The 23,692-nt window shown below is 23.5% G+C and carries 22 protein-coding genes and 6 tRNA genes; 4 read left to right on the forward strand and 24 right to left on the reverse strand.

The genetic code is table 4. The features are described 5' to 3' along the window. Positions 1-24 precede the first annotated feature (24 nt). The 8 genes from EXC57_RS03825 to dnaK form a co-directional block, all read right to left on the reverse strand. The gene (locus EXC57_RS03825) at positions 25-1,401 is read right to left on the reverse strand and encodes a glycine--tRNA ligase (RefSeq protein ID WP_036452206.1); all 1,377 of its coding nucleotides are present in this window, start codon (positions 1,399-1,401) and stop codon (positions 25-27) included. Between the two features lie 54 nt (positions 1,402-1,455). After that, entirely contained in the window at positions 1,456-2,151 is a 696-nt protein-coding gene (recO, locus tag EXC57_RS03830) for a DNA repair protein RecO (RefSeq protein ID WP_004024996.1), read from the reverse strand. Further along, positions 2,151-3,041: a GTPase Era gene (gene era, locus EXC57_RS03835; RefSeq protein ID WP_004024995.1), complete on the reverse strand. Its 891-nt coding sequence runs from the start codon at positions 3,039-3,041 to the stop codon at positions 2,151-2,153. The genes recO and era overlap by 1 nt, the downstream gene beginning before the upstream one ends. Further along, positions 3,041-3,454 carry a diacylglycerol kinase family protein gene (locus EXC57_RS03840; RefSeq protein WP_004024994.1) on the reverse strand — a complete coding sequence of 138 codons (414 nt, stop codon included), beginning with the start codon at positions 3,452-3,454 and terminating at the stop codon, positions 3,041-3,043. Before EXC57_RS03840 ends, era begins: the two co-directional genes overlap by 1 nt. Further along, positions 3,444-3,899, reverse strand: coding sequence for an rRNA maturation RNase YbeY (gene ybeY, locus EXC57_RS03845; protein ID WP_004024993.1), 456 nt, complete (start codon positions 3,897-3,899; stop codon positions 3,444-3,446). Before ybeY ends, EXC57_RS03840 begins: the two co-directional genes overlap by 11 nt. 25 nt (positions 3,900-3,924) lie before the next feature. Beyond that, the gene (locus EXC57_RS03850; RefSeq protein WP_004024992.1) at positions 3,925-4,281 is read right to left on the reverse strand and encodes a hypothetical protein; all 357 of its coding nucleotides are present in this window, start codon (positions 4,279-4,281) and stop codon (positions 3,925-3,927) included. Beyond that, positions 4,271-6,283, reverse strand: a complete 2,013-nt coding sequence (locus EXC57_RS03855) for a cysteine peptidase family C39 domain-containing protein (RefSeq protein WP_129692665.1) — start codon at positions 6,281-6,283, stop codon at positions 4,271-4,273. Before EXC57_RS03855 ends, EXC57_RS03850 begins: the two co-directional genes overlap by 11 nt. 102 nt (positions 6,284-6,385) lie before the next feature. After that, complete coding sequence (gene dnaK, locus EXC57_RS03860) at positions 6,386-8,179, reverse strand: molecular chaperone DnaK (RefSeq protein ID WP_004024990.1); 1,794 nt, start codon at positions 8,177-8,179, stop codon at positions 6,386-6,388. Between the two features lie 181 nt (positions 8,180-8,360). On the opposite strand from dnaK, the gene EXC57_RS03865 reads away from it, so the two are divergent. Beyond that, a complete protein-coding gene (locus tag EXC57_RS03865) occupies positions 8,361-9,191 on the forward strand; it encodes an aldo/keto reductase family protein (RefSeq protein WP_004024989.1) in 831 nt (276 codons plus the stop codon). A gap of 180 nt (positions 9,192-9,371) precedes the next feature. Here the strand turns inward: EXC57_RS03865 and EXC57_RS03870 are convergent, their stop codons facing one another. From EXC57_RS03870 to EXC57_RS03880, 3 genes are all read right to left on the reverse strand, one after another. Then, on the reverse strand, positions 9,372-10,001 hold the full coding sequence (locus EXC57_RS03870) for a hypothetical protein (protein WP_129692666.1): 630 nt from the start codon (positions 9,999-10,001) through the stop codon (positions 9,372-9,374). Further along, positions 10,001-10,903 (reverse strand): hypothetical protein, encoded by a 903-nt coding sequence (locus tag EXC57_RS03875; RefSeq protein WP_129692667.1) that lies wholly within the window; start codon positions 10,901-10,903, stop codon positions 10,001-10,003. The genes EXC57_RS03870 and EXC57_RS03875 overlap by 1 nt, the downstream gene beginning before the upstream one ends. A gap of 614 nt (positions 10,904-11,517) precedes the next feature. Further along, complete coding sequence (locus EXC57_RS03880; protein ID WP_129692668.1) at positions 11,518-12,129, reverse strand: hypothetical protein; 612 nt, start codon at positions 12,127-12,129, stop codon at positions 11,518-11,520. Between the two features lie 55 nt (positions 12,130-12,184). On the opposite strand from EXC57_RS03880, the gene EXC57_RS03885 reads away from it, so the two are divergent. Continuing rightward, the gene (locus EXC57_RS03885; protein ID WP_129692669.1) at positions 12,185-12,412 is read left to right on the forward strand and encodes a hypothetical protein; all 228 of its coding nucleotides are present in this window, start codon (positions 12,185-12,187) and stop codon (positions 12,410-12,412) included. 83 nt (positions 12,413-12,495) lie between these two features. Here the strand turns inward: EXC57_RS03885 and EXC57_RS03890 are convergent, their stop codons facing one another. From EXC57_RS03890 to EXC57_RS03945, 12 genes are all read right to left on the reverse strand, one after another. Beyond that, entirely contained in the window at positions 12,496-13,536 is a 1,041-nt protein-coding gene (locus EXC57_RS03890; RefSeq protein ID WP_129692670.1) for a hypothetical protein, read from the reverse strand. Between the two features lie 189 nt (positions 13,537-13,725). Continuing rightward, positions 13,726-14,421 carry a LemA family protein gene (locus tag EXC57_RS03895; protein WP_129692671.1) on the reverse strand — a complete coding sequence of 232 codons (696 nt, stop codon included), beginning with the start codon at positions 14,419-14,421 and terminating at the stop codon, positions 13,726-13,728. A gap of 46 nt (positions 14,422-14,467) precedes the next feature. Further along, a complete protein-coding gene (locus EXC57_RS03900) occupies positions 14,468-16,417 on the reverse strand; it encodes a hypothetical protein (protein ID WP_004025145.1) in 1,950 nt (649 codons plus the stop codon). Next, a complete protein-coding gene (locus tag EXC57_RS03905; protein ID WP_004025144.1) occupies positions 16,392-17,264 on the reverse strand; it encodes a DUF1600 domain-containing protein in 873 nt (290 codons plus the stop codon). Before EXC57_RS03905 ends, EXC57_RS03900 begins: the two co-directional genes overlap by 26 nt. A 117-nt stretch (positions 17,265-17,381) precedes the next feature. Next, entirely contained in the window at positions 17,382-18,512 is a 1,131-nt protein-coding gene (gene nagA / locus EXC57_RS03910) for an N-acetylglucosamine-6-phosphate deacetylase (protein WP_004025143.1), read from the reverse strand. 44 nt (positions 18,513-18,556) lie between these two features. Then, positions 18,557-19,543 (reverse strand): aspartate--ammonia ligase, encoded by a 987-nt coding sequence (asnA, locus tag EXC57_RS03915; protein ID WP_036452015.1) that lies wholly within the window; start codon positions 19,541-19,543, stop codon positions 18,557-18,559. A 92-nt stretch (positions 19,544-19,635) separates the two neighbouring features. After that, positions 19,636-19,720 (reverse strand) — tRNA-Leu (locus EXC57_RS03920). Position 19,721: 1 nt separating this feature from the next. After that, positions 19,722-19,797: transfer RNA gene (locus tag EXC57_RS03925), tRNA-Lys, on the reverse strand. 14 nt (positions 19,798-19,811) lie between these two features. After that, positions 19,812-19,887: transfer RNA gene (locus tag EXC57_RS03930), tRNA-Thr, on the reverse strand. Between the two features lie 3 nt (positions 19,888-19,890). Further along, positions 19,891-19,966, reverse strand: a tRNA-Val gene (locus EXC57_RS03935). 40 nt (positions 19,967-20,006) lie between these two features. Next, positions 20,007-20,083 (reverse strand) — tRNA-Glu (locus EXC57_RS03940). Positions 20,084-20,086: 3 nt separating this feature from the next. Beyond that, a tRNA-Asn gene (locus EXC57_RS03945) sits at positions 20,087-20,161 on the reverse strand. Positions 20,162-20,487: 326 nt separating this feature from the next. On the opposite strand from EXC57_RS03945, the gene EXC57_RS03950 reads away from it, so the two are divergent. Both EXC57_RS03950 and EXC57_RS03955 read left to right on the forward strand, forming a co-directional pair. Next, entirely contained in the window at positions 20,488-21,843 is a 1,356-nt protein-coding gene (locus EXC57_RS03950; RefSeq protein WP_004024852.1) for an MFS transporter, read from the forward strand. A gap of 13 nt (positions 21,844-21,856) precedes the next feature. Next, positions 21,857-22,672 carry a protein kinase family protein gene (locus EXC57_RS03955; protein WP_004024853.1) on the forward strand — a complete coding sequence of 272 codons (816 nt, stop codon included), beginning with the start codon at positions 21,857-21,859 and terminating at the stop codon, positions 22,670-22,672. An 89-nt stretch (positions 22,673-22,761) separates the two neighbouring features. On the opposite strand, the gene EXC57_RS03960 is transcribed toward EXC57_RS03955, so the two are convergent. Beyond that, on the reverse strand, positions 22,762-23,691 hold the full coding sequence (locus tag EXC57_RS03960; protein ID WP_004024854.1) for an ABC transporter ATP-binding protein: 930 nt from the start codon (positions 23,689-23,691) through the stop codon (positions 22,762-22,764). Position 23,692 lies beyond the last annotated feature (1 nt).

The raw sequence follows: 23,692 nt of genomic DNA on the forward strand, positions 1-23,692 counted from the left end.
AAAAATTACACATTAGTGTAATTTTTAAAATAAACTTTTTAAATTATCTAAATTGATATCACTTATTTTTATTCTTACTTGTTTCATTGAATCACGTTCTCTAATTGTTACAGATTTGTCATTTAAGCTATCAAAATCAAAAGTTAAACAATATGGTGTACCAATTGCATCTTGTCTTCTATATCTTTTTCCAATTGAACCAGATGAATCAAAAGTTGCACTTACATTTTTTGATAATAATTCAAAAAATAAACTATTAGCTTCTTCTGTTAGTTTGTTATTAAGTGGTAAAACTGCAATTTTATATGGTGCAATTTTTTCATCTAATTTTAATACTACCCTAGTTTCATTTTCAACAATTTCTTCATAATAAGCATCAATAAGAACAGCATATAATAAACGTTCAACACCAACTGATGGTTCAATAACAGAAGCTATAATCTTTTTTGAATTATCATTTGGGTCAAGATAAGTTAAATCTTTTTTACTAAATTCTTGATGGTGCGTTAAATCATACACTCCACGATTAGCAAGTCCTCACAATTCAGATTTACCATGAGGAAAATCATAAAAGAAATCAATAGTTTTTTTAGAATAGTGAGAAAGTTCTTCTTTTGGATAATTAATAATTGAAATATTTTCTTTTTTTATTTTTAATTGATCAAATAAAAAACTTTTTATTTTTTGTTCAAACATATCAAAAGATTTTTCTTCATCTTTTTCTTCACAAAAAAACTCGATTTCCATTTGTTCAAATTCCCTTGTTCTAAAGATAAAGTTTCCAGGTGTTATTTCATTTCTAAAAGCCTTACCAATTTGACCAACTCCAAATGGTAATTTAGCACGTTGAGTTCTAGCAATATTTTTAAAATTAATAAAAATACCTTGTGCTGTTTCAGGTCTTAAAAAAGCTTTGTCTTTAGCATCTTCAACAACACCAATAAAAGTTTCAAACATTAAATTAAATTTTCTAATTTTTGTTCATTCTTGTTTTTTACAATTTGGACACTTTATATTATGTTTGTTAATTATTTCAATTAACACATCATCAGCTGTTTGCTCATTTATTTTTTCATTACAATTTTCTTCTATTAATTTATCTGCTCTATATCTAGATTTACAATTTTTACAATCAATTAAAGGGTCACTAAAATTATCAATATGACCACTAGCTTTTCAAACCAATGGATTAAGAATAATATTTGTATCTATTAAATGCATATTTGGTACAGATGTAATAAAATAATTAATTCACAAATTCTTTAAATTGTTTTTTAACAAACTACCTAAAGGGCCCATATCTCAAGCATTTGAAAGTCCACCATATATTTCAGAGTTTTGATAAACAAAACCATATGTCTTTAAATGATTAATAATTTGTTCTTGATTAACTTTACTCATAATAATCCTCATTAAACATTAATTATTATAAACTTAATTGTTTTTATAGTTTTTTTATTTAATTAAATTAAATAAATTTGGTCCACCGTTATTTTTATAAAAATAAACTAATAACTTAATTGCAGATATTTTTACTTGATCACTAAACTTTTCTGATTCTGAAAATCTTTTATTATCAATAAGAAATATTAGTTTTAAAACGTTAATATCAATTTTAAGGTGATTATCATCACATTTTGAACAAACAAAACCAAAATTTGTTTCACTAAAATTAGAAATGTTTTTATTTGCACAAGATGAACATGAATTTAAAATTAATTTTATTCCAGATAACCTAATTAAGTTTATTATTATGTACAATATAAGTAAATTTTGATTATTTACTTTTTTTATATATTCAAGTGATTGTTTATAAAATTTAAAAAATTTTATTCCACTTAATTGACTCATATAAGAAGCTGCATTTAAAAAAAGAAGAGCTGAATTAAAATTAATATTACTATCATTAGGTTCTAAAAGTTTTACTCTTTTTAGTTTTCCAATTTTTTTACTATCTCTTGATAAGAAAAATTCAAACTCTAAAAAATTACCAAAAAACAAATTCCTTCCATTTTTTGAATTTATTTTTTTAACTCCTTTTGCCATACAACTAAAAACATTACCATATTCATTTATAAAAGTTATTATTTCATCAAAGAGCTCATAATCTTCTCTATTAATCAAATACCCTTTAGTAATTGTTTCAGACATTATTTTTTGTATCCTAAATCTTTAATAATTTCATTATTGTCTCTTCAATTTTTTTTCACTTTTACAAAAGATTGTAGGAAAAGTTTGCAATCATACACTTCGCTAAGTTTAGCTCTAATTAAAATTCCAAGCTTTTTGATCGTGTTACCATTTTTTCCTATTATTATTGGTTTTTGAGATTCTTTTTCAACTACTATTGAATAAAAAATAGTTAAAAGATTTTTAGTTTCATCATAATCCATTTTATCAATTACAACAGCTACACTATATGGAATTTCTTGTCTAAAATTATTAATAATTACTTGTCTAATTATTTCACTTACAAAAAATTCTTCTTTTTGTTCAACTGATTCCTTTTCATAAAAGTTATTAGTATCAACTTCTTCTAAGTTTGATTTTAATAAATCCATAAGTTTATCAATATTTGTCTGATCTTTACTACTTAAAAAAATTATTTCATCAAAATCCATTTGTTGTTTAACTGTTTCTATTTTTGAATTTATGTCTTGTTCATTAACTAAATCAATTTTATTAACTCCAAGAATTATTTTCTTTATTTTGAATTTCTTTATTTCATCCAAAATTTTTTGATCTTCATCATCAAACTTTCTTGAAATATCAAATAAGAAAACAATTACATCTGTGTTCTTTAATGATTTTTTAACTTGTGAATTTAAAAATAAATCTAATTTGTTTTTTGGATTATGATATCCAGGAGTATCAGAAAATAATATTTCTGAATTATCATCTTTATAAACAATTTGTATTTTGTTTCTTGTTGTTTGTGGTTTACTTGATGAAATTACAACTTCTTTTTTAAAAATAGCATTAATTAATGTTGATTTCCCAACATTAGGTTTACCAACTATTGATACAACTCCAACTTTCATTATGCACTAGCCCCTGAAGAAATTTGATTAAAAATAACAATAAACTTAGGAATAAAAATTAAAAGTCCAACAATAACTGACATCAAAGAAAAAACAAGCGAAGCTGCAGCTGATATATCTTTTATCTTTCTGGCATTAAAATTATATTTAAAAGAAATCATATCAACTATGTTCTCTATAGCTGTATTTATTAATTCAACACCAATTACTAAAAATATAACAATAACAAGAATTATTCAGTCAATTGTTTTCATTTGTTTATTAATAATTCCAGCAACAGTTAAGACAATAACACTAACAATAAAATGAATAACCAATGATTTCTCTTCTTTTATAGCATAAACAAGTCCCCTAAATGCATAAAGGAATTTTTTCAATATAGCAACAAACTGATTATTATTTTTATTTGACACTTCTATTACCTAATTTTATCTTATCTAATACATTATATTGCTTATTAAGCATAATTTTTTCATCATTTTCATTTTGATGATCATAACCTAATAGATGATATATTCCATGACAAATTAAAAAAAGTGTTTCTCTATAAATTGAATGGTTATATTCTTTTGATTGTGAAATTGTTTTTTCATAATTTAAATATATTTCTCCAACAAGGTTCGTTTTAAACTCATTGTTATCTCAAAAAGAAAAAGTAATTACATCTGTTGGATAATTTTTTTTTCTAAAAGAATTATTCATTTCTTTTGATTCATCGTTATTTTGAATTGATATTTCAAAAATTAATTTACCTTTTAATTTCTCTGACAAAAAAATTATTTTTGAAGCTTTTTTAATTAAAGAAAGCATTTTTTTATCTAAAAAATTATATTTATCATTTATTTGAATTTTGAACATATAACAAAATTATAATATTAAAAATTTAAAAAATATTTTTTAATATATAAAAAAATAAACTTATGTTTTTATCGTGAATTTTAATACTATATTGAGCATCTTTTATACTAATATATTTATTAATATAAATAATTGTAAAGTTATCTTGATAAACCACATTATCTACATAACATTTAATTTCATTATCTAAATAATTCAAAATTAATTTATCACCAGGATTGTATAAATTTTGTGTTCCATTTAACTGAATATATTGATGATCATTAATCAATATTATTGTTCCGTTTTTATAATCATTTACTTGATAAAAAAACCCAAATAAAATGATAAATAAAAATAGAAAGAAAATTATTAAACCTAATATGTTTATTTTATATTTCATTGCTTAACTCCACATTAAAATTAAAGTGTTTTTTAATTCCTTTTGTGTGTGATGTACAAATTACAAAATTATGTTTAACTATATGAGGGTGTATTTTTTCAAATACATATGAAATTCATTTTTGATTTAAATTACTAAATGATTCATCTAATAAAATGACTTTATTTTCAGCTGTTAACAAAGATATATAATTTAACATCTGAATTTCCCCATGACTAAATGATTTCTGATTTAAATCAATTTTACTTTCTTTTAAAAAATCAACCATGATGTTTCTTACTTCTATTGAGTGATTAATTATTTTTTCAATATTGAAATCTAATATTGCATTAGATGGTAAATAAATTAATTTATCATCATAATCTATTTGATTTATATTTTTTAAATTTATTCCATTAATCATATATGAAAAATTATTACCATCTGGTTTTATAAATAATGAAAGTATTTTTAGCAACGTTGACTTGCCTACTCCATTTTTCCCTGTAATCAATGTATTGTTTATAAAAGTGAAGTTACTGTTTCAAAATATTTTTTTATCATCATAAAAATAAGTTAAATTATTTAATTGTATTTTTTTGATTTTATTAAGTGTTAAATTTTTATCAATTAAATTCTTATTGTTTAAAACCAAAAAATCATTTACTAAAATATTACTTTTTTTATAGTTAGGGTAACTTGCAAAATATTTAAAAATATCTCCAAAAGAATTTGTTATCAAAGAAAGCAAAGTGAAACTATATACCATTTCAGATATAGTTAATGATTTGTCTATTTTTTGATTAATAAAATAACAAGAAACCATAATTAAGCAGCAATATATAAATTTGCTAAATGTATTATCAAGCAGTGTCAAAAATGAATCTTTTATATTTACATTATTATAATCATCATAATATTTTCATGCATTTTTGTGACAATCTTGTTCTAATTCTTTTTGTTTGTCAACATTTTTTTCTGTAATCAAAAAATCATAATATTTAAGATATTGGATTTCAACATTATTTTTTGAAAAATTTAGTTTTTCAAAATTATCTTTTGCCAATTTGTTTTTAAAATAACTAATTGATAATACTATTATTAAATATAAAAATGATCCAATTAAATAAATATATGAATTCAAAACTATTAAAATAAAAACTATTAAACAATAAATGACATCAGAAATTAAATTCAAATCATTTAAATATTTTTTTATAATTATTGTTCCAATAGCTTGTGGATATTGCATTAATATTTTCTTATCTATATTATCAAAAAATACTTTATCTTTATTTTTTAAAACATTTGTGTGAATTAATATATTTTCTTTCATAATTTTTTGACACACATTAATTTTTATTAATGTAGCAAAATAATCACTTATATATTGAAATAAAAATAAAACAATAAAGAAAAAACCAATGAAAAATAAGTTTTGATTTAAATTTAATGGAATTATTTTATCAATTGCTATTTTAATAAAACCACTTCCGATTAATCCTATAGTCATAAAAAGTAAATCAAAAATAACCATAAAAAAACAATACATATGCTTTGATGGTAAGTATAATTTTTGTTTGTTTATTTCATTTAGAGAAAAATCTATTTCTTTATATACTCTTCTTTTGCTAAACTCTATAATACATCCACAATATATATTTTCAAATTCATCATAGGAATATTTTTTAACTGTTCCAGAACTATCATATATTGTTATGAATTCTTTTGATTTTTTAGCAATAACAAAATGGTTGTATCCATATGATTTTACATATGTAACAAAATATTCTTCATTATTGTATTTTAAAAACTCATTAAAATCAGATTTATATGATTCAACATCTAAATTAATTTTATTTGCTATGATTTCTAAATCATAGATTGATAATCCTTTCTTTTTTATTGGAATTATTTTATGTAGATCATGTTTTTTGATTTTATCTTTGTAATAATAATTATGCATAGAAACTAAAACACATAATCCACATTCATATTTATTAGTTTGTAATTCTATCTTCATACCAATATCTAAATAACTTTTTTTAAAAGAAACTACAAAAAAAATAAAAAAATCTCTTATTGTTCTATCAATAAGAGATTTTTAACATAAAAGCTTATTGCTTTAATTTTTTTCTTTTTTATCTTCCTCTTTAGTTTCTTCTTTTTTAGTTGGATCAGCTTTTTGGTTTTTCATTGCCTCTGCAAATTGAGAAGCCATAGCTTCAAATTGATCAATTTTTGTTTTTAATTCATCATATTTTTCTTCTTTTAATAATTTTTCTAATTCATCAATTTGTTTTTGTGCTTGTTCTCTTTGAGCAGGTTCGGCTTTTTTACCTTCTTCAGATTCAAGTCCTTGTTTTAAAGTGTTGATTAAAGATTCAGCTCTATATTTAGTTTCTTTTTGCATTTTAATTTTTTCATCTTTTTCTTTGTTTTCTTCAGCTTCTTTAACCATTCTATCTATTTCGTCTTGACTTAAACCACTTGAGTCTTTAATAGTAATGTTAGCTTCTTTGTTAGTTTTTTTATCTACAGCTTTAACATTTAAAATACCATTAGCATCAATGTTGAAAGTAATTTCAATTTGAGGAACACCACGTGGAGCTGGTTCTATTCCATCCAAGATAAATCTTCCTAAAGATTTATTATCAGCAACCATTGGACGTTCACCTTGAACAATGTGAACATCAACTGATGGTTGATTATCTGATGCAGTAGAGAAAATTTGAGATTTTGAAATTGGAATAGTTGAATTTCTTTTAATAATTGGAGTAGCAACTCCACCTAAAGTTTCAATACTTAAAGTCAATGGGGTAACATCTAATAATAAGATGTCTTTAACATCGCCCATTAAAACTCCACCTTGAATAGCTGCACCTTGTGCAACAACTTCATCAGGATTAATTGATTTATCTGGAGTTTTGTTAATTTTTCTTGTTACAAGTTCTTCAACAGCAGGCATTCTTGTAGAACCACCAACTAATAAAACTTTATCAATATCATTAGCTGAAAGTTTTGCTTCTTTTAATGCATCTTCAACTGGTTTTACAGTTCTTTCTAATAAGTCCTTAGTTAGTTCTTCAAATTTAGCACGACTTAATTTAAGTTCAACATTTAAAGGACCATCGTTTGTCATTGAGATGAATGGTAATTGAATCTCAACTTCTTTTAAACCTGATAATTCAATTTTTGCTTTTTCTGCTGCATCTTTTAATCTTTGCATAGCCATTTTGTCAGTAGATAAATCAACTTTGTGATTAGATTTAACTTCAGCAACAATTCAATCAATTATCTTTTGATCTCAGTCATCTCCACCTAAGTGATTATCACCAGAAGTTGCCAATACTTCAAATGTTCCATCAGCTATTTCTAATATAGAAACGTCAAAAGTACCACCACCAAGGTCATATACTAATACTTTTTGTTCTTTATTTAATTTATCTATACCATAGGCTAATGCAGCAGCAGTTGGTTCATTAATTATTCTTTCAACTTCTAATCCAGCAATTTTACCAGCATTTTTTGTAGCTTGTCTTTGAGAATCGTTAAAGTAAGCTGGAACAGTAATTACAGCTTTATTAATAGTTACACCAAGTTTTTCTTCAGCACATTTTTTAATGTAAGTTAAGATTTTTGCTGAAATTTCTTCAGGAGTATATTTTTTACCTTCAATTTCAACAGTTTCTTTAGTACCAATTAATCTTTTAATTGAGTGAATTGTATTCTTGTTTGTAACCATTTGTCTTTTTGCAGCTTCACCAACGATTGTTTCTTCACCTTTAAATGAAACAACAGATGGAATTGTTCTTTTCCCTTCTGGAGTTTCTAAAATTTTAGGTTTACCATTTTCGATTACAGAGACACAAGAGTTAGTTGTCCCTAAATCGATTCCTATAATAATATTACTAGCCATAAAAGCCTCCTATTAGTTGTTAATGCAAATAGTATAACACATTTTTTAGCACTCTACATAGTTTTTTGCTAATTTTGCAAATTCTGAAAATTTTGTCATTAATTTAAATAATTATCATTAATATAAAAGTGTAATGACGATGGTTTATAAACCGTCTATAAATAAGGAAAGGTAAATTAAGATGGCAAAAAATATATTAGAAGCAAAAATAGGATTTGGTACATGACAAGCACTTGATCCTAAATTGATTGTTGATCAATTAAGATGAGCTATAGAAAATAACTATGACTTTATAGATACTGCTTGAGTTTATGAAAATGAAAAAATAATTGGTGACGCTTTAAGTACTTTAAGAAATCAAAACTATAAAATACCACCAATTCAAACAAAGATATGAACTCCTTTTTTTAAGCAAGATGTGATTCAACAACTTAAAAGTCAATTAAAAGATTTACAACTTGAATGTGTTGATAGTGTATTACTTCACAGACCACACGTTGATAACACATATAATGTAAAAGCTTGAAAAGAATTAATTCAAGCAAAAAAACTTGGATTAGTAAAACATATTGGAGTATCAAATTTTGATAAGGACATGATAGAAATTTTATACACAGAAACTGGTGTATATCCTGAAATTAATCAAATAGAACTATCAGCAAATTATACAAGAAGAGATAGAATTAAATACAATTTAGAAAAAAAGATTGTAATCCAAGCTTGAACCCCACTTGGATTAATAAAAGAAAATTTAAAAAATTCTTTTTTAATTGAAATGGCAAAAAAATATAATTGTACAGTACCTCAATTATTAATAGCCTATGCTAGTAGTTTTAAAACTGCTCCAATTATTAAAAGTTCTTCAGAAGAAAGAGTAAAAGAAAATATTGCAAAAATTGATTTAGTTTTAGATGAAGAAGATGTTTATTTAATTGATAGAAAACTTAATAGACACGAATCATCACTAGATCAAAAAACTGACACATATCCAGAATTCAGTTTAGATAAATAAAAAAATAATACCTAGCAAAACTATGTTAGATATTATATAAAATATTATTTAACAACTTGTAATAATTAATTTATTACAATACTTATTAACATATGAAGTACATACTTTAAGTATTGTGCTTCATTTTTTAATTAAGTAAAAGATTAATGTGATTTATATACTTCTTATTTTTATATCACTTTAAAAATACAAACTAAATAGTTGTTCTATTTCTTGCACTTTATTTTGATCTAATTTGTTTTTCTTGTCCATATATAAAATTTGAATTGAAACTACAATAAACTTTTTGGGTACAATTGCAATATTTCTTAAATAAATATCATTAGAAACTAGTATTGTTAGTCAATATCTTATTTCCACTTTATGGTTTGTTATTTCACTTATTTTTTCTTTTTCCATTTTAGTTTGAAGTTCTTCTAATCTTTTGAAAGATGATAAATAATTTTTTGGTTTAAAAAAATATATCAAAACTATAAGAACTATTGCATAAATTATTACAAAACCAATAATTATATATTTTCTTGCATCAGTGAAGTTATTTGTTAAATAAGCTACAGCTACAACACAAACTATTGGGATTATTGGAACAAATGCATATATCCTTCAGAACAAAGATGTATAAAACAAATATATTGAACTTTGATTAGATTCAAATATAGTTTTGTAATTGTTCATTTTATTTTTTTCAATAACTTGTGATAGTTTTTTACATGCTTTTTTATTTACTACAAATGATAATCATTTCAATCCAAACAAAACAAAAAACATTATTAAAAAAATAATTAAGTAAATCAAATCAGGTAATTGCATTATTTTACCTCACTATTATATTTAACGCTTTTTCTAACATCAAAAAAACTTTTGGAATTTATTATAAAAAGAAAAATTAAAAGTATTATTGATATACCAATTGAAATTAAAAAAAATAAAATGTTTGAATCATTCAGATCATAAATAAGTTTATTAAAAGATATTGGCAAGCTAAAAATTGAAAAGCTGCACAAAATAAATCTTGTTATTGTTGAAAATCAACAAAATATTTTTTTTCTATCAAATTCACAATCTACATCCAATAAAAATTTTCCAGATTCTAACAACGAAATGTAGTTCATGGGACATATAACAAAACCAAATCCACTAAATGTTGCTCCACCTGTTCTTATTGTTCCAATATTTCTTGCTAAAAAATATTTTCTTACTCTTATATTTGAATATGACTCATCTAAATAATTAATATCATCGATATATGTTTTGTAAAATCTTAAAAAAAGATTTCCAGGTTTAAAAAAATTTTCAGTCATATTTTTAAAAAAATTATTTTTACCTTCTTCAAATGTTCAGTTTGTAAGATCAATATTTGAATTTTTATTTTTTAAATATATTTTATACACTCTCTTTTTTATCAAATAAATAAAAAGTGGTGTAAGTGTTATTGTTAACCCCCAATAAGCACTAATATAGATATATAAAGGTAATGGATTATCAAAAAAACCTATAAAAAATCCTATAACAACTACTGGTATGGACATAAAGACAATACAATATGGAATAGGTCTTCACAACTTTTTATCTAATTCATTATTGATGTTTATAAATCAAGATTGCATTATTGAGTTCAAAATAATTAAACCAACTATTGGAAGAAAATAAATATAAAGCGGCAACTTTAATTTATTGAATCTTAAAAACATGTATTCTATATTTTTAGACATATAATCCTCCATAAATGCACCATTGAAATTTAATAAGAATAAACATATAACTGTTTATAACGTTGTGTAATATTAAAACAAAATCTAGTTTAATAAACATACAAAACATAAACAAATTGTCTTTTTAATGTTCCACTAGAAACTCTAGAATTTTTTAAAATCATCTAACATCAAAGTGAAACCTTTATTTTTACAATATGAAATCTAATAAATTGATTTTTTTGAAATTATCATAAATAATCTAAATGGTTATTTTTAATCTCTTTTGTTTTATCTTTTTTCAAAGTTAATTAGAATTTTAAATCTTCATTGTTAAATTATTTGTATATATATTAATAAATAAATTTATTTAAAACATCATCAACATTGGTGTGTAATATCATCATGATTTATTTCTGTTTTTAATTACCTTCTTTTTTCTTCTTCCTATATTTTCTTTTTTATGTTCATAACATAATAGTAAAACTTTTTTTAAAAAGAGATGAAAAATAGTTTATTTAAATAAATATTTCTTTTGTTGTTGCTAAAAGTCTGGAGCATAAACAAAACATATAAAGGCATATCTTTTTTAAGTAACGCTTTATATGTCTATATATTTTTTTAACAATTGTTTACTAAAAATTTTTTAAAAACATTTTTCTATACAAGAAACTAAAACATAATGTTATTAATGTATAAACTATCATTGGTATTGGTATCATTAAAAATCTAAATACATACGCAACCGAAAACGGATTTGAACCAATATTAGTTATTGGAATAACATTTGTAAACATCAATGCTAAAAATGTAACATGAAAAACAATATATAAAAGATTTACAACAAAATGAACAAGCCCCAAAAGATATAGTTTAGATCTATTTAAAACTGAATCAATTTCATTTAAAAGATACATCATTCCAACATATCAATATACAAAACTGAACACAAAGCAATTTCTTTTTTTAAATAGCGAATAACTTCCAAAAGTATCAGAACTTCTAGATCTTAAATACGCACGTCTTTGTTCTTCAGAACATTGCAATTCCACAGGAATATCAAATTCTTTGTTAGAGATAAATTCATCATTTTTTAAAGTAAAGAAATTGTTTTTAAAGTTTGTAAATATTTCATTTCCATTAAATTTATCAATTTTAGAAGTATCTTCATTATAATCAACTTCTCTATCATATTTTGATCAGTAATAATGGTTATAACTTTTTTTAATAATTGATTTTGATTTCATTGTTATAAGAGGTTGATAAATAAATTGAAATATAAAACTTAGACCAAATGATGCTATGAAAAAATATAAAGCATATAACAAAGATGCATCTAATGACAATAAAATAACAAATAATATTATGTTTATAAAGAAAACTAAAAATGCATTAATTATAAAAATACCAAATGAAAGAAACATATATTTTCTTCTAAACCTTCATATGAAATCTCTTTCATCAAACTCTCTAAATAAAGATCTAAAAAAATCTCAATATAATTTTGGTCCTAAAATTGGCATTCAATAAACTCAAAAAGGAATTTTGATTTTATCAAACCGGTTAATTAAATAGATGTTTTTCATAATTTAATATCCAATAAATTAATTATCCTAGAAAGGAAAGTTTATAACTAAATCTGCTATTGAAATTACCACATCTCCTATTGTCAAAAAAATTAAAGATGCAGGTGCGGCTCACGAAGTTGAAAAAACTACAGTTCTTAATGTTGTTGTAATAGTTCTAATAGTTTTAATAGAATTGTAAATAGTTTTTATTCAATCTTTTACATTATAAGCCGCAAAAATTGCAGAACTTATCCATGATATTTTTCCAGAAACATCAAAAGCATCAATATCCTTTATATCAACATATTCAGGTTTATTCTTATTCAATTCATAGAATGTACCATAAATAGCACCTTGTGCAGCAAACATTGCAGCTTGAGTAGTTGCAGCTATAGCTGATGATATTGTTAATCCAAAAAATCAAGAAGCAGCTCAATAAGCAGCTGCTAACGCAGAAGCAGCACCGGCTATAATACCAGACTTAATCCCTGCAGTCTGGATTTGCTTTAATAAGTAAGACATCTTTTCAATATTTTCACTCATATAAGAAATATTCGAATATTGAGAAACATTAGGCACCAAATTATGATTTTGATCTTTATTATTAATGATTTTACTTGCATCATAATTAGAATCAATCTCTTTCTCTAGTTGCTCATAAGTAAAACCCTTTTTTGAAGCAATATTCATAATATCACTAAACAAAAAATTGTGGTTGTATATCTTATCAAGATATTTATTACTTTCTTCCTTAATAAAATTTATAACTTCATTATTTAAATTATTTTTGGTTAAACTAACTTCATCAGAAGAAAGAACAATGCTGTTTCCGTTAGGAAACATAGAATTCAATAACTCTTTAGCATCATTAAATTTATCGTTAATTACTATATTATCTGATGTTTTTTTTAACGAATTATCTAGCATCTTGGAAAAATCATTACTATTGTTTAATGGCACGTTATATTTTCCATTAGAAACATTTTTTGCTATTTGATTCGAACTTATTATCGCACTTGGCAGCACAGTGGCTCCAATAGAGAATAATAAAATTGAACTTGAAATTTTCTTTTTAAAATTTTTCATAAATTTAACTCCTTTTTCATTGGTTATAAACTAGTTCTAAACAAAAATTATAAAGAAATAATTAATTTTTATTAAAAAAATAATTTTGATTAAAAATGATTAATTTCCTTTAATTAATAAAAATTTAATTTTAGTCGATTAAACAAAAAAACTTATAACCATAAGTTATAAGTTTTAATCGAATAAAATTTATATGTTTGCAAGTCCTGACATATCAACATCTTTTTTAGCTTCTGTACTTGCTGAAAATAATGGAAGTGTATGTAATTTCATACTTTTGGCTTTCATCATTTTAGGGAAAGCAAAGATTTCTGAATTAAATGCTGTAACATTTTGATTATATAATCTTCTACTAGCTGCAATTTCAGTTTCAATGTATTGGCTACTACTCATAAGTTCAGCTACAATTTGTGAACTTTTTAAATTAGGATATGCTTCAAAAGAAACATTGATATCTCTTGAAATTGATTCCATTAAACCATTCATTTTGCTTGCGCCATTAAAGTCTTCTAAAGTAGAGGCATTTTTCATACTTCTTAATTCAGTTACTTTAATCATAGTTTCTTTTTCAAATTTTAAATTAGCTTTTGTTTCATCAAAAAGTTTTACTAAAGTATCTTTTCTTTTTTGCAAGTTAACATCAATAACACTAGCGGAATTATTTATTTCCATCTGCATTTTGTTAAACTTATTTGGCCAAGTAACAAATAAAAGAATAGGTCACAAAATAAATCCAAAAACTAATAAGCAACTAAATATAATCATTAAAGCATAAATAAATTTTTGGCCAGCAGTTGGATTAGGCACCATTATTTGGTTTTGGACATTTGGTTCAAAACCTGTCGTGTTTTGTTCTTCTTGAACAACCCTTGTATCTATTAACATTTTCTCTCCTTAATAACATTATTCAATATATATTTTTGTTTTATATCTACTGAAAAACATCAAATAATTGTTTACATACTTTAATTATATCATTTAACAAAGTCGGATTATATTCTGCATTATCAACACATATTGATATACCCATTTTGTTACAATGAATTGAATAATTGTTTTCACATAACTCATAAATTTTTTCAACAATTTTAAAGTAATTTAAATCAAGTTGTTCTAGATTATTAAAATTAATGTTTTTATTAACTCATAGTTTAGTCATTTGACAAGAATTTTGAATTAGTGAATCCTTTAAATAATCATATTTTTTTATTTCATTTTGGTAATTTTCCATAAAAGAATATGGCGAAGAATTCATTTTATGACTTATTACAAAATCAATCAATTTTGAATTATTAGTATTCTCAATATGAATTAGGTTTTTATTTTCTTCTATATAATAAAATCTTTTAAAAGGGACAGCTATAGTTTTAATCCCGACATGAATACCAGAAACTTGTACAAAATCTATTAAATCCTCATGACGATATGAACAATTTTTTAATTTTATAAAATTAACATTATTTGATTTAATTGATGAATCAATTTGAAGTCAAGAAGGTCTTGAAGGTGTGTTTTGCAAAAATCCAAAATATTCATTTCTATTTAATAAACTTAGTAAATAATTTAAGTTATTTTGCTTTATTTCTTTTTCTAACTTAAAGTTACCAATTATATATTGATTTTTATTGTTATATCATTCTCTATTTATAACAGGAGAAATAATTCCAGTTGTAAGTCTTTTAATTAAATTAAACAAATAATAACGAATGTTATCTTTTAGTTTATTTATATTTGTATCTATTTGATCTTCAATATTTATTTGATGCAAGTAATTAATTTTATTTTTTAAACCACTAAAAATGTCACTATGATCTGATGGAACTATAACCATATTCCCACTTTTTATAATTTGTGGAACATCACCTTTAAATTTAGAATGTCAATTTACATAGTCTTCTTGTGCTTTAATAGTGAAATATTGCAAAATTTCAGAATTAGTTTTATTTTCTTTGTCTAAAAAAGAAACTTTATATTTTTTAGAGAAATCTTTATTTTCAAATTCAATATAATTTTTATTTTCTCCAAAAGTTGAAAAATTTAAATCATTTATAAAATTAGTTTTTAAAATTAGAAAATTATTTTCATCTAAAAAAGGTGTATTTTCATTATGATATGCTGTCAATTGTTCATATTTTGTAACAACCCTAAAACCAACTGAACCATCACTTTTTGTGTAAGTTTCAGTTGCACTATAAGGAAAAGATTCTGTTTTACTTGTGACAACATTTCTAAAATTTCTTTTATAAAAAGATAAGTCATAAATTGGAGTATTTTTATAAACCAAAGATAAGTATGACTTAATTGACACTATGTCTTTATCATTAGAATTTAAAAACTTATTTGATAATTCTTTAATTAAAGAATCTTCAAAAGTATCTTTAATTTGAAAACCTAATTTTTTTAAAATTAAATTAATAGCTAAATCATAATCAAAAAAAGAAAATAGTGTTTTTATTAAATTTTCTTTTTGATTATTTAAATTAAACATTTCATCATATTGTTGTTTTTCATAATTTTTGAATTCTTTTATATCTTTTCTATTATTTTTAAAAGTCTTTATAAAAAAGAAACCAAAAATTAAAACAAATGATATTCCAATGAAAAAATTTGTAATTTTTTTATTTTTAATTTTCTTTTCTAATTTAGTTTCATAAAGAGCATTTTTTTTAGCTTCTATTATCGATTCAAAATTATTTACTTTATTTGAAAATTCACTTGTTTCTTTTAAATAATTATCAAAAAAATTATTAATGTATTCATCAGTTTCAAAAATTAATTTTTCATAAAAATTAGCAATTGGATCTTTTGTGATTTCATTAAAATCTAAAGTAGAATCATTAACATTTTCATCTTGATTATTTTTTAATGTTTCTTGCTTCATTTTCTTTATCCTTTTCCATTAACTTATAAATATAAGTGTGTTTTCACATTATATATCATACGCTATAAGATCCAAGAATGAATGCTGGAAGTAAAACAAAATATGTTACAGCAATAAATAATCAAGCAATAGGATAATCTTTTGTATTTGTTGGTCAACTATAAACTGAATAAGTTTTATATTGAATTTTATTGTCAATTATTAAAATTTCTTTTAATCCTGTTTCTTTATTAAATTGTCTAATAGGTTCTTGAATTCAAAAAGGAGCTGTTGATAAATATATTAAATATATTGTTGGTACTATCATACACACAACTAGTAATTTAATCTTTCTTTTTGGTATACATCAAGGTCTTTCATACATTGAATAAAAACCAAATATTAAAAAACAAATTGGGGTTACAATGTGTTTTCACACATCACTAAAAATATCAAAAAATTCACCTCTATAAGCCCCATCATATCTACCAATTCCAACAAGGATAATGTTATACCCAAAGAAAGTAAAACCAATATATGTAATAGTTGCAATTAAAAAGAAATCTTCTTTAAAATATCTTTTATTTGGAAAAAACGTATATATAGAACAATAAGCAAAAACCAACCAATTTGAAAGATTTGTAAATTTATCTACAACTGTTCATAAGTCTTCATGCTTTAAAGCAGTATAAACAAACCCAGCTATAGTACAACCAAATGATACAAATGCAACAATAAAACATGCAAAGCTTATTCATTGGTGAATTTTAAATGTTCTAAAATTATTTGAAAGGTTGGCTTGATTATCATGAAAATCTTTTGCTAAAGTTAATTCTACTTCTTTTGTTAAATTTAATTTTTTTGTCATAAAATTCCTCTATTTTTTTGTATGAATAATAAATTTAATATAAATATTATCTTTATTAGATAAGATTTGCAAATAGAACTAAAATCAAACTAAATCAGCAAAATATTTAATATAAAATTATAATTCTTTATAAACTGAAATTCCATTTTTGATTGTTTCTTTTATGTTAAGATTTTTGTCAACAATAACAAGATCTGCAATATAATTTTTAGCTATTGATCCATAAACATTTGATAAACCAATAGATTTATAAAAGTTATAAGAACTTATTTTTACCAAATCTGACAAAGAGCATTTAGAAATGTTTTTAACATGTTTAATAATATCTATATATTTAAATGCACTACCTGCAATAGTGTTACTATCTTGCAAATAACACATCTTGCCTTTTTTTGTTATATTAAATCCATCATAATAGTAGTCACCATCATTTAATCCCTTAACACTTAAAGAATCACTAACAACCATTATTCTATTAAATCCCAATATTTTAATTGTTTCTAAAATAACATTATTATCAATATGATGACCATCTGCAATTAGTTCAGCATAAATTCCATTTAAAGCAAATACAGCATTAACAATGCCAGGTTCTCTATGATTGTGTGCACTCATAGCGTTATATAAATGTGTTACTCTATTAACGCCATTTTTATAATATTTTATAACATCTTTAAAAGTGGCATTTGAGTGACCTAAAGATATATAAAAATTATCACTAGCAAAGTTAATTAAAGAATCAAAATTATTTCCTTCTTCTAAAGCAGAAGTAATAATGATTTTTTTATTTTGTGAAAAATTAATGATATTAGAAATAATTTCAGATGAAGCAAAATTTATGTATTTTTCTTCATGAGCACCTTTTTTCATTGTTGAAATAAAAGGTCCCTCAATGTGTCAAGCAATAAAAATATCATTGTAATTTTTACCATATCATTCAGCTAATTTATAAATGTTTTCAATAGGGGCTGTTATTGTAGTAAAAGCAACATTTGTAACCCCCTCTTTAAATAATTGATTTTTATATTCATTAATTTCTTCTTGAGTCACTTTATCAAGGTCGTTAAAGTTTAATCCATAACCTCCATGTGTGTGCCCATCTACAAAAGCTGGTAATAAATAATCAGCTGAAGCGTTGATTGTGTCACTAATTTTTACAACCTTTTCTATAATATTTTCATTTATATGAATTTCTCCAAAAAATGAATCATTGTGATTAATAATATTTATATTTTTAATTATTCTCATAAAAATTTCCCAATATTATATTTATAAATCAAAAAAAGATAAAACTATAAAAGTTTTACCCCTTTTGCTTTATATTCATTAATTGTTTCTTCAGGTCAAACCGAAACTTGTACTTCACCTATATGTTTTTTACCTAATAAAAATAAACACAATCTGCTTTGACCAATTCCTCCACCAATAGAAAAAGGAAGTTCATCTTTAGAAAGTAATTTATGAAAATGATAGTTTAATCTTTCATTTAATCCTTTTATTTCAAGTTGTTTTAACAATGAATGAGAATCAACTCTTATACCCATTGAACTTAATTCTAAAGCATCCTTATTAACATCGTCTCACACTATAATGTCACCATTTAAATTTCAATCATCATAGTCTGGAGCTCTATTATCATGAGGTAACCCATTTTTTAACTTATGACCAATACCTATAATAAATACTGCTTTATATTTATATGCTATGTTTTTTTCTCTTTCTTTGTCATCCATATCAGGATACATATCTAACAATTGTTGAGATGTAATAAAAGTAATTTTTTCTGGAAGCATATTCTTTTTTTCTCAATTGTAATGATCATATAGTTTATTTTGACAATATACTAATACTTCATAAATTTTATTAACTACTTTTTTTAAAGTATCAAGATTTCTCTCTTTTCTTGTTATTCTTAATTCTCAATCTCATTGATCAACATAAATTGAATGTTTATAAGAAATAGTTTCATCTTTTCTTATAGCATTCATGTCAACATATACACCTTCATGTAAAGGAACATCATATTCTTTTAAAATATATCTTTTTCATTTTGCAAGTGACTGAGGTATTTCGCCTTTTATTAAATTTACATTTGATTCAAATCTAACTGGAGTTTCAACACCATTTAAATCATCATTTAATCCAGTGTTTTGTTTTAAAACAATAGGACCTGTAATTCTGTGTAAGTTAAGTGATTTAGAAAAAGTATTTTGGAATAAGTCCTTAATATACTTAATTGCTTTTTGGGTTTCAAACAATGATAATTTTTTTTCTTCCATAGTAACTCCTATTCATATTAATTAATTCTAATATTAAATTGGAAACAATAAAAAAAACTTACACAAAAGTGTAAGTTAATAGTAATTTTATATGGTGCACTTAAAGGGACTTGAACCCCCACGCCGTAAGGCATCAGATCCTAAGTCTGACGCGTCTGCCAATTCCGCCATAAGTGCGTGGTGCTTTGTGAGGGGCTCGAACCCACGACCCAGTGATTAAGAGTCACTTGCTCTACCAACTGAGCTAACAAAGCAAAAAAAATAAAAATGGTGCCGACTATAGGAATCGAACCTACAACCTACTGATTACAAGTCAGTTGCTCTGCCTATTGAGCTAAGTCGGCCCATGGTGGAGTGTGAGGGGATCGAACCCCCGACCCTATGCTTGTAAGGCATATGCTCTCCCAGCTGAGCTAACACTCCTTAAGGTGCAGAGTTGGCGCTCTGCTATATACAAATTATTTGGTGACCCGTACGGGATTCAAACCCGTGAATGCACGCGTGAAAGGCGTGTGTGTTAAGTCACTTCACCAACGGGCCAAATGGCGGCCACAGTAGGGATCGAACCTACGACCAACCGGTTAACAGCCGGTTGCTCTACCGCTGAGCTATGTGGCCAATTTATTCACATAACATAGTTATTTTAACATAATTTATAAAATATCAATAGGAAATTATTAGTAAATTTTAAAATTATTTTAGTTGTAATAAAACCTAATGTTAAATATTTGTCTTTTTTAAACAAATAAAATACTTTTAAATTAATAATTCAATCTCATCTAATTATTAAAAACAAATATTAAATAGAAAATTTAGTAACTGTATTGTTGACTTATTAAGTTAAAAAGATTTTACTAAAAAATAATATTTTCAAATGATTATCTTTTTTGAAAAGATTAATATTTAATATAAAATCAATATGTTTATAAATTTTGATTATGATAATGCAAAACAATTTATTGGAAATAACAATCAATTCTATTATTTTTGTAATTGTATTCTCTTGTTCATTATTATTTGTTTTCAAATTAAAAAATGTAACAAAAGGATATAAGATTTTTTTTATTTCTTATGTTGTTTTTTGAATTCCATTAAAATTACTTAGAGACTATACATCAATTATACAAAACGAAATAAATCCCCACATTGTCTGGTTACCTTTAGTAATGTATGGACTAGTTGGAATATTTATTAGACCAATTGCTGATTGGTTAAGTTTATACATAAAAAATAGAAAAATTATTTTATATATGGCAGTTTCAATTGGAATAATTACATTTATTCCAATAATTATATATCCAAGCACTGAAACAAATATAGTTCAATCTGTTGGAGTTGGTATTGGTGCATCAATGATTGGAACATATGAATTAATGTTCAAAGAACAGTATACAAAAAGCAAATCTTTTCTTACAGTTTCCATAATGGCATTCCCACCATTAATTGCTGACTTTATTAGTGCACCAATTCAATCTACAATTAAAATTATTTCATCAAATACCAACCAAACATTAAATTTAAATATATTTATATATTTATGGGTTGTGGGAATTGTATTTTATGTAATAACATTTATTATCTTATTTTTTGTTAAAGAGGACCGAAGTAAAATTGGAACAACACTTAATAACATTCAACTTAGTGGAGACAAAAATAAATCATCAATAAAAAGCATTTTCTTATTTGTATTAGTTTGTCTTACTGGTTTTTTTATATCATTTATTAAATTCTCAAACAGTGGATCTATTGCTACATTAACAATTCAAAATTTAGCGCAAAATATGGGAATTAAAGATAAGATTGCAAGTATTCAAGCTTATCTTTCTACAATATTTAGTTTAGCCCAATTATTGGGAACTGTATTTGTAGCAAACTTTTTAGTTAAAAAAACAAATAAGTTAATTTCTTTTTCTGTTGGAATAAGTTTATGAATATTGTTTCAATTAATTGTTATTTTTAACCAAAATCCTTATGTTTACTTTGGCGTTTCTTTCTTTAATGGTTTTGCTTATGGGATTTTATACAACCTTGTTTTAGCTTATGTTTTAAGTATGAGTTTTAAAACAAATAAAATTACTCCTATGGGTATTTATCAATCAATTTTATCAATAGGTATAGCATCAAGTTCTTTTTTAATTCCATTTTTAAAAGATGTTTTAAAAAACAACCAAGGTTATTTAATTGTAAATTATTCTTTACTTGGTTCAATTGTATTATTAGAGTTGATTTTTGCAACTGCATATATTTTTGATATACAAATATTTAAAAATAAGATGATAATAAAAAAAGAAGCACTTTAATTAAGGTTTAGAAATGAGTTTAGAAAAAGCAAAAAAAATATTTATAGAAAATTCAGAGTATGGTTTAAATGACATTAAAAATATAAAAAAAATTCATCATGGTTTTACAAATGAATCGTATTTATTCAAACTAAAAAACAAACAAAAATACCAGATTAGAATTGGTGGTTGCAATGATATTGTTAGTAGAACAAATGAATTCAATATATTGAAAATAATTAAAAATGATTTATTTGTATATTTAAATGAAGATGGTGATGGAATAAAAAAATGAATAAATGGATATACTCCAAAATTTATAATCAAAAAGAAAAAGTTATTAAAAAATCTTGCATTAAAAATTAAACAACTTCATTCAACTGATATAAGCAAAGCAGAAAATATCTTGTATCACGATTATTATAGTTTTTTTGAAAAATCTAAATCTTACATTGATCAAATTGATATTGATTTATACAAAAAATTAATAGCTAAATATAATAATTTAGATTTGGTTCTTTCTCATAATGACATCAATCCAAAAAACATGATATATGACCCAAAGACAAAAGAAATATATTTAATTGATTATGAATGAGGAAGAATAAATAACAGATATTGAGATATTGCAAACTTTTATAGAGATAGTAATTTAAAATTAAAAGATTTAAATTACATTACAAACTTGTATGGTGATTTAGACATTCAAACAATGTATAATTTTGTATATATAACAACAAATTTTGCAATTCAATGAACTTATGGAATGCAAGAAACAAAAAAAATAATTAAATATAGAAAAAAATTAAACAAAAGAATTAAATCATATAGAGAATTAGTTGTTTTATAAATATAAATTTTATTATTAAAATTTGATAGTTATAAATAAGCATTGAACTATAAAATTCAATGCTTTTTTTATTTAAATAATTGAAATAATTAATTTTTGATCTTAATTGGATTATCAATGGAACCTTTTTTTACAAATTTTAAATATAATGATTCTAAATTTACATCATGATTTATTTTGCCTGTATAAACAATTTTTCCACCGTCCAAAATTGTTACATGATCAGCATATTTATCAAGTTCAGCTAATATATGAGAGGAAATAAATATACTTACGCCTTTACTTTGTAGCTGTTTTAACAAATCAAAAAGTTCTATTCTAGCAATTGGATCTAAATTAGCTGCAGGTTCATCCATGATTAATATTTTGGGATTATTTATCAAAGCTTGTGCCAATAAAACCTTTTTCTTTTGTCCACTTGAAAAATTATTAGGATTTTTCTTATATAAATTTTCCATGTTTAATTCTTTTAATTTATTCTCTGCTAATTTAAAAGCTTCTTTTTTAGATATTCCACTTAATATAGCCATTGTTGCTAAATATTCTAAAGTATTCAAATTTTTTGGAAAAACAGCTTTTTCTGCAATATAACCTATTCTTTCTTTTGCAATGGAAGTGTAATTTGGAAAACCATCTATTATTATTTTTCCATCAAACTTAGCATATGCTCCAACTATTGCTTTTATTGTTGTTGTTTTACCAGCGCCATTAGCACCAATAAAAGCATGAAACTCACCACTTTTTATTTCAAAGTTTAAATTATCAATAACATTATTACTTTTTTTATTGTATTTTTTAGATAAGTTTATAACTTGAACTAATGTTTTTGAATTCAAATCTGTAATTTCTTTATCATTTAACTCTATTAATTTTTCATTATTTGATGTGCTAATTTTATTGTTTAATTCTTCATAAAGTTTTGTATCTATAATATTATTTTCTTTTAATAAATTTAAGGACTTTTTTAATTCTTTAATTTTCTTTTGCTCATTGTTATTTTCTTTTGAATTAGTGCTCATA

The sequence above is a fragment of the Malacoplasma iowae genome (assembly GCF_900660615.1).
GTDB lineage: Bacteria > Bacillota_I > Bacilli_A > Mycoplasmatales > Mycoplasmoidaceae > Malacoplasma > Malacoplasma iowae.